Source organism: Microbacterium sp. CCH5-D1, from assembly GCF_001557335.1.
Classification (GTDB): domain Bacteria; phylum Actinomycetota; class Actinomycetes; order Actinomycetales; family Microbacteriaceae; genus Microbacterium; species Microbacterium oxydans.
On record NZ_LSJW01000227.1, the window covers coordinates 21612 to 28863 of the forward strand.

Annotated in this window: 5 protein-coding genes; 2 read left to right on the top strand and 3 right to left on the bottom strand. The window is 67.8% G+C overall.

Annotated features, from left to right (window positions below):
• Nucleotide 1 precedes the first annotated feature (1 nt).
• Nucleotides 2-2548, bottom strand: a complete 2547-nt coding sequence (locus AX744_RS13485) for an MMPL family transporter (RefSeq protein ID WP_061017429.1) — start codon at nt 2546-2548, stop codon at nt 2-4.
• Between the two features lie 69 nt (nt 2549-2617).
• Between AX744_RS13485 and AX744_RS13490 the strand changes: the two genes are divergently transcribed.
• Together AX744_RS13490 and AX744_RS13495 are read left to right on the top strand one after the other, a co-directional pair.
• On the top strand, nt 2618-3190 hold the full coding sequence (locus AX744_RS13490) for a TetR/AcrR family transcriptional regulator (RefSeq protein ID WP_061017430.1): 573 nt from the start codon (nt 2618-2620) through the stop codon (nt 3188-3190).
• Nucleotides 3191-3387: 197 nt separating this feature from the next.
• Complete coding sequence (locus AX744_RS13495; protein ID WP_082738528.1) at nt 3388-4632, top strand: ATP-binding protein; 1245 nt, start codon at nt 3388-3390, stop codon at nt 4630-4632.
• Nucleotides 4633-4732: 100 nt separating this feature from the next.
• On the opposite strand, the gene AX744_RS20760 is transcribed toward AX744_RS13495, so the two are convergent.
• Both AX744_RS20760 and purL read right to left on the bottom strand, forming a co-directional pair.
• Nucleotides 4733-4876 (bottom strand): hypothetical protein, encoded by a 144-nt coding sequence (locus tag AX744_RS20760; RefSeq protein ID WP_164734066.1) that lies wholly within the window; start codon nt 4874-4876, stop codon nt 4733-4735.
• Nucleotides 4873-7206 carry a phosphoribosylformylglycinamidine synthase subunit PurL gene (gene purL / locus AX744_RS13500; RefSeq protein WP_046748164.1) on the bottom strand — a complete coding sequence of 778 codons (2334 nt, stop codon included), beginning with the start codon at nt 7204-7206 and terminating at the stop codon, nt 4873-4875. Before purL ends, AX744_RS20760 begins: the two co-directional genes overlap by 4 nt.
• Between the last annotated feature and the right edge of the window lie 46 nt (nt 7207-7252).

Below are 7252 nucleotides of genomic sequence, written 5' to 3' on the forward strand. Positions count from 1 at the left end.
GTCAGTCGGAGGTACGGGTCGTCGGCACCGAGTCGGTCGTCGTCGGCACGGCCACGGACTTCATTCCGGGGTGGTCGCGTTCGAGGGCTGCGCCCTCCATGTCGACGTTGGGCAGGATGCGGTCGAGCCAGCGCGGCAGCCACCAGGCCGAGCGTCCGAGCAGGTGCATGAGCGCGGGCATCAGCAGCATCCGCACCACGAACGCGTCGAGCAGCACGCCGAACGCGAGCCCGAATCCGATCGAGCGGATGATCGTCGACTCCGAGAAGATGAACCCGCCGAAGACCGACACCATGATGAGGGCCGCGGCGATCACGACCGAGCGTCCGGCGCGGAAGCCCTGGGCGACGGCATCGCGAGCGGAGGCGCCGTGCACGAACGCCTCCCTCATGCCGGAGGCGAGGAACAGCTGGTAGTCCATCGCGAGCCCGAACAGGATGCCGACGAGGATCACGGGCAGGAAGCTCAGGATGGGGCCTGTGCTGTGCAACCCGATGATCTCGGCACCCCAGCCGAACTGGAACACCGCCACGATCAGCCCGTAGGTCGCGAACAGCGACAGCACGAAGCCACCTGTCGCGAAGATCGGCACGAGCAGCGACCGGAACACCACGATCATGATGAGCAGCGACAGGCCGACCACGACCAAGAGGTACAGCGGCAGCACTCCGGCCAACGCTTCGGAGATGTCGATGTTGATCGCGGCCTGACCCGCGACGCCGAGAGTGATCCCCTCCGCGACGGGAGGCATGGAGCGGAGGTCCTGCACGAGCCTCTCGGTCGACGCGCTGTTCGGGCCTTCCTCCGGCACGACCTGGAACGCGAGCAGCGTGTTGTCGTCGGAGGTGGCGATCGGGGCGACCGCAGCCACGTCGTCCTGGTCGGCGATGGCCTGCGCGATCGTCACCTGCGTGGAGAGCAGGTCGTCGTCGCTGACCGCTTCGTCGAGGGTCGCGGTCACGAGCAGCGGGCCGTTCGCGCCCTCGCCGAACTGCTCGTCGACGGTCTGGAAGGCGCGGTAGCTGGTCGAGTCGCTCGGTTCGCTCGATCCGTCGGGCAGTCCGAGTCGCATCGACATGGCGGGGATCGCGATGATCAGGAGGGCGACGACGCTCACGAGCGCGGTGACGACGGCGCGGAGGGTCGACATGCGCTTCACCGGCTTGCCCGCGGCGTGCTCCTCGCCGATCGTGGTGCGCGCGCGACGGCTGAGCAGGCGTGTGCCGACGAGGCCGAGGATGGCGGGCGCGAGGGTGATGGCGACGAGCACCGCCACGGCGACGCACACCGCGCCGACCGTGCCCATGAGGCCGAGGAAGGGCACACCGGTCACGTTGAGGGCGAGGAGGGCGACGATCACGGTCGTGCCGGCGAACACCACGGCCGTGCCGGAAGTGCCGGTCGCGAGGCCGATGGATTCCCGCACCGGAACTCCGGCGAGCAGTTGCTTGCGGTGCCGGTTGACGATGAACAGCGAGTAGTCGATGCCGACCGCGAGACCGAGCATGACACCCAGCACGGGAGTGACCGACGCCATGTTCACGATGCCCGAGAAGGCGAGGGAGGCCGTGACGCCGACGCCGACGCCGACGATGGCGGTGACGATCGGGAGGGCGGCGGCGATGAGGGAGCCGAGCATCACGATGAGGACGATCGCGGCGAACGCGAGGCCGACCGCCTCGCCGACACCGAAGATCTCCGGCACGCCCTGCGCGATGTCGGTGCCGAAGTCGACCTCGACGCCGTCGATGGGTGAGGACTCGAAGTGGTCGATCGCGCCCTGCTTCACCTCTTCGGAGAGCTCGAGGCGCGGGTCGACGAACGAGATGTTGACGATGGCGGTCGAGCCGTCGTCGGAGACCACGCCGATGCCGTCGGCCAGGTCGAGCAGGGTCGAGCCCAGCTGCACCTGGTCGGCGTTGTCGTCGAGGGTGATGCGGGACTGGTCGAGCTGTGCGTTCTGGGCCGCGACCTGAGCCAGCTGCGCGTTCACGGCAGCGATCTGGGCATCGAGGGCGGCGAGCTGTGCGGATCCGGCACCGGCCTGCTCCGCCTGCGTGCGCGCGGCCGTGAGCTGCGTGAGTCCGGCTTCGAGCTGCGCACGGCCGTCGTCGAGCTGCGTCTGGGCGGCATCCAGCTGCGTGCGACCGTCGGCGACCTGCGTCTGGCCGTCGGCGAGCTTCTGCGCCTGCTCTTCCTGCTGCTTCTGCGCGTCGAACGGATCGATCACGCGCGCGACGCCGTCGAGGTCTTCGGCGCTGACGGCGAGGTCGGAGATCGCCTGCTTCTGCTCGTCGGTGAACGGCGACCCGTCCTTCGTGCTGTAGACGACCGTGCCGGTGCCGCCGGCGGTGTCCGGAAGCTCGTCGGCGAGCTCATCGGTCACGGCGCCGGATGCAGTGCCGGGGATGTCGAAGCTGTTGCTCAGCGTGCCGCCCAAAGTGAGGAAGGCACCGATGCCGAGGCCGAGGATCAGCACCCACGACACGATCACCGTCCACGCCTTGCGCGCAGCGAACGAACCCAGACGGTAGAGCAGTGATGCCACAGTGGTCTCCTTCAGACTCGAAGATCATACGGCACGTCTCGTCTAGCGATCTGTGGCTATCCTGAACGCATGGCGAACGAGCATCGAAGCGGCCCCGTGCGCAGCACGGCGGCACGCGAGGCGATCCTCGATGCGACCTCTCGGTTGTTCCATGCGCAGGGCTATGACCGGCTCACGATCGAGGGCATCGCCAAGGAAGCCGGGGTGGGCAAGCAGACCATCTACCGCTGGTGGTCGTCCCGCGGGGCCCTGATCGCCGACTGTCTCGTGGACGGGCGGCTCATCCCCGTCGACTTCGTCGTGCCCGACACGGGTGATCTGTTCGCCGACGTCGAGACTTGGCTGCACTCGGTGTTCTCGATCCTCGCCTCCGCCCAGGGTCAGGCGCTGCTGCAGTCGCTCGTCGCCGCTGCTGCCGAAGACGCGGCGGTCGGCGCGCATCTCGGGAGCAGTCTCGGGGTGGAGCAGCATCTGTCCGAACGGCTGCGAGGGGGGATCCGCGACGGCCAGCTGCCGGAGGATGCCCCGGTCGCGCAGATCGGGCGCGCCATCCTGGGCGCGATCATCGTGGACTCGCTCGGGCGTGAGAGCGACGGACCCGACGGGATCATCGACCTGGCGCGGTACCTCTTCACGCGCTGAGCGCGAGGTTGGCATGGATGTGCGCCGCCTCAACGAACTCGTCGCGGGCGATGTCCGTGGGCTGAATGGTTGTGTTGTCTTCCGATCTGGCAGAACACCGACTCTCAAACTGACGACCAGTTGTCTCCTAAATTGACGACTGATATCCTCTCAATCTGACGACTCCGAATCTATCGATTTGACGACTGGAGCTCGCTTTGGCCAGCCACTACCTTCCTCGCATCGTCGACGACGAGCTCGATGCCGCGCTGTCGCGCGCGGGTGCTGTTCTCATCGAAGGTCCGAAAGCGAGTGGAAAGACCGCAACGGCGAAGCGCCGGGCGAACAGCGCGGTGCATATCGATACAGACCCCGCAGTCGCTGCGCAGATGGCGGTTGATCCTTCGCTGGTTCTCGAAGGAGAAGCTCCTCGTCTCTTGGACGAATGGCAGTTGCAACCGAGGCTCTGGGACGCCGTGCGAAGAGAAGTCGACGAGAGATCGCGACGGGGCCAGTTCATCCTGACCGGCTCGACCGCCCCGGCGTCGGACGCACGACGGCATTCAGGGGCCGGCCGGTTCGCTCGATTGCGAATGAGGACGATGACACTCGCGGAAAGCGCCGACGGCCACGCTGCTGTGTCCCTTCGTCGCCTTCTTGCCGGAGAGGCCCCACGACATGGTGCGGCACCCCTAGACTTCGACGGTCTTCTGACCCGCATGGCGGTCGGGGGGTGGCCGGCAGCAGTCGGCTTGCCGGTCAAGGACGCCCTGGCTGGCAACCGCGACTATGTTGATACGGTGATCGACGTCGACGTCGACTCCGCCGGGCGCGCGAGAGATCCATTGAGGGTCCGCAGGCTCATGCAGGCGCTGGCTCGGTCCACGGGGACAGAGGTGTCGATCTCCACCCTTGCGCGTGATGAGGCGACGTTGTCGCGCGATGCGGTCCGCGAATACATGGATGCGCTGAGCCGGATCTTCATCATTGAAGACCAACCTGCGTGGTCAGCTCATCTCCGATCGTCCGCAACCCTCCGCAAGGAGCCGAAGCGGCACTTCTGTGATCCGTCCGTCGCGGTTGCCCTCCTCGGTGCTGACGCCGCCGCGTTGCGCCGAGACCTCGGCTTCACGGGACAACTCTTCGAGTCCCAGGTGGTGCATGATCTTCGCGTCATGGCGCAACCTCTCGGAGGAGAGATCTACCATGCCCGCGACTCGGCAGGCCGTGAAGTGGATGCCATCATTCAGCTGCCGGACGGGCACTGGGCCGGATTCGAAGTGAAGCTCGGCGCCGCAGCAGAGACGGTGGATGCGGCCGCAGCGTCGCTGATGGAGTTCGCGGCGAATGTCGACGGAACCCGAGCCGATTCGCCGGCACTCACGGTCATCACCGGCACCGGTCCGTCGTATCGGCGTGCGGACGGAGTGAACGTCGTGGCCCTGCCATCGCTCGGCATGTGACCGCGATCGAATCGTGTCCACGTTTCCCTGCACGCTTGGACGGCGGGCGACGGCCGTTCGTCACGCAAGCCCGCCTGCCGGCAACGGCCCAGATCTCGACTCAGCCGAGGAGCAGCGTCAGCACCGTCGCGCCGCCACCGCCGAGGATCAGCGCGATGATGACGGTCCACGCGACGATGCGCATGCGCCGATTGCGCTTCTCGCCGAGGTCGCCGTAGTCCTCGCTGAGACCGTCGTTGCTCATGCGCTGACCGCCTCGGTGACGGTCGGGCCGAAGTACGACGGCAGTGTGGCCTGCGAGCGCTCGCGCAGTTCGGCGGCCGTCACGGTGAAGACGTCCTGCACCTCGAGCTTCGCGCCCTCGCTGTCGGTCACGCCGATGCGCATCACCGGGTAGTCGCGTCCCTCGCAGAGTCCGCGGAACTTCACGTCGTCCTCGCGGGGAACGGTCACGATCACGCGGCCGGTCGACTCGGAGAACAGGGCCGTCGCGGCATCCACGCCGTCACGCTCGATGATCTCGTTGAGCCAGACGCGGGCGCCGACACCGAAGCGCATCACACCCTCGGCCAGGGCCTGCGCGAGGCCACCCTCGGAGAGGTCGTGCGCCGACGAGATGAGCCACTCATCGCGGGCCGCGGCGAGCAGGCCGGCGAGGCGCTTCTCCCCGGCGAGGTCGACCTTCGGGGGCAGGCCGCCGAGGTGCTGGTGCACGACATCTGCCCAAGCCGAACCCGAGAGCTCGGTCGAGGTGGTGCCGAGCAGGTAGATGTTCTGCCCCTCGTCCTGCCAGCCGGACGGGATGCGGCGGGAGACGTCGTCGATGATGCCGAGCACGCCGACGAGCGGGGTCGGGTGGATCGGCACGTCGCCGGTCTGGTTGTAGAACGAGACGTTGCCGCCGGTGACCGGGGTGCCCAGTTCGTAGCAGCCGTCTGCGAGGCCGTCGACGGTCTGGCCGAACTGCCACATGACCTCGGGGTTCTCGGGAGAGCCGAAGTTGAGGCAGTCGGTGATGGCGGTCGGCACGGCACCGGTCACGGCGACGTTGCGGTACGCCTCGGCGAGGGCCAGCTGCGCGCCGGCGTACGGGTCGAGCTGGCAGTAGCGGCCGTTGGCGTCGGTCGCGACGGAGAAGCCGAGGCCGGACTCCTCGTCCACGCGGATCATGCCGGCGTCGTCGGGGAAGCTCAGGGCTGTGTTGCCGAGCACGTAGTAGTCGTACTGGTTCGTGATCCAGCTCGTGTCGGCCAGGTTCGGGGAGGCGACGAGGGCGAGGAACTGCTCGCGCAGCGTCTCGGGGTCGTTCGCGCGCGGAAGCTTCTCTGCGGCATCTGCCTGGAGCGCGTCGATCCACGTCGGGTACGCGACCGGACGGTCGTAGACAGGGCCGTCGACCGCGACGGTCGAGGGGTCGACGTCGACGATGCGCTCGCCCTGCCAGTCGATGATGAGGCGTCCGTCGCCGGTGACCTCGCCGAGCACGGAGGTCTCGACCTCCCACTTGTTCACGACGGCCAGGAAGGCGTCGAGCTTCTCGGGGGCCACGATCGCCATCATGCGCTCCTGCGACTCCGACATGAGGATCTCCTCTGCCGTGAGCGTGGGGTCGCGCAGCAGCACGTTGTCGAGAGACACCTTCATGCCGCTGTTGCCGTTGGCCGCGAGCTCGCTGGTCGCGCACGAGATGCCGGCTGCGCCCAGGTCCTGGATCGCCTCGACGAGCTCGCCGCGGTACAGCTCCAGGCAGCACTCGATGAGCACCTTCTCGGCGAAGGGGTCGCCCACCTGCACCGCGGGGCGCTTGGTGGGGCCACCGTCGGCGAACGTGTCGGAGGCCAGGATGCTCGCGCCGCCGATGCCGTCGCCACCCGTGCGGGCACCGAACAGGACCACCTTGTTGCCGACACCGGTGGCGTTCGCGAGCTTGAGGTCTTCGTGGCGCAGCACGCCCACCGCGAGCGCGTTGACGAGCGGGTTGGCCTGGTAGACGCTGTCGAAGACGGTCTCGCCACCGATGTTCGGAAGGCCCAGGCAGTTGCCGTAGAAGCTGATGCCGCTGGTCACGCCGTGCACGACGCGGGCGGTGTCGGGGTGGTCGATCGCACCGAAGCGCAGCGCATCCATGACCGCGACAGGACGCGCGCCCATCGAGATGATGTCGCGGACGATGCCGCCGACGCCGGTGGCCGCGCCCTGGAACGGCTCGATGAAGGAGGGGTGGTTGTGGGACTCGGCCTTGAAGGTGACGGCCCAGCCCTCGCCGACGTCGACGACGCCCGCGTTCTGGCCCATGCCCACCATGAGGCGTTCCTTCATCTCATCGGAGACCTTCTGGCCGAAGCGGCGCAGGTAGTTCTTGCTCGACTTGTAGGAGCAGTGCTCCGACCACATCACCGAGTACATCGCCAGCTCGCCCGAGGTGGGTCGGCGGCCGAGGATCTCCTTGATGCGCGCGTACTCGTCGTCCTTGAGTCCGAGGGCGCCGTACGGCTGCTCCTTCTCGGGGGTCGCGATCGCGTTCTCGACGGAGTCGGGGACGTGCTGGGGGGAAGGTGCAGGGGCGGTGGTCACGCGCGCTCCAAAGGAAGGGGCCGGCGGGGCAGGATCAGTCTACCGG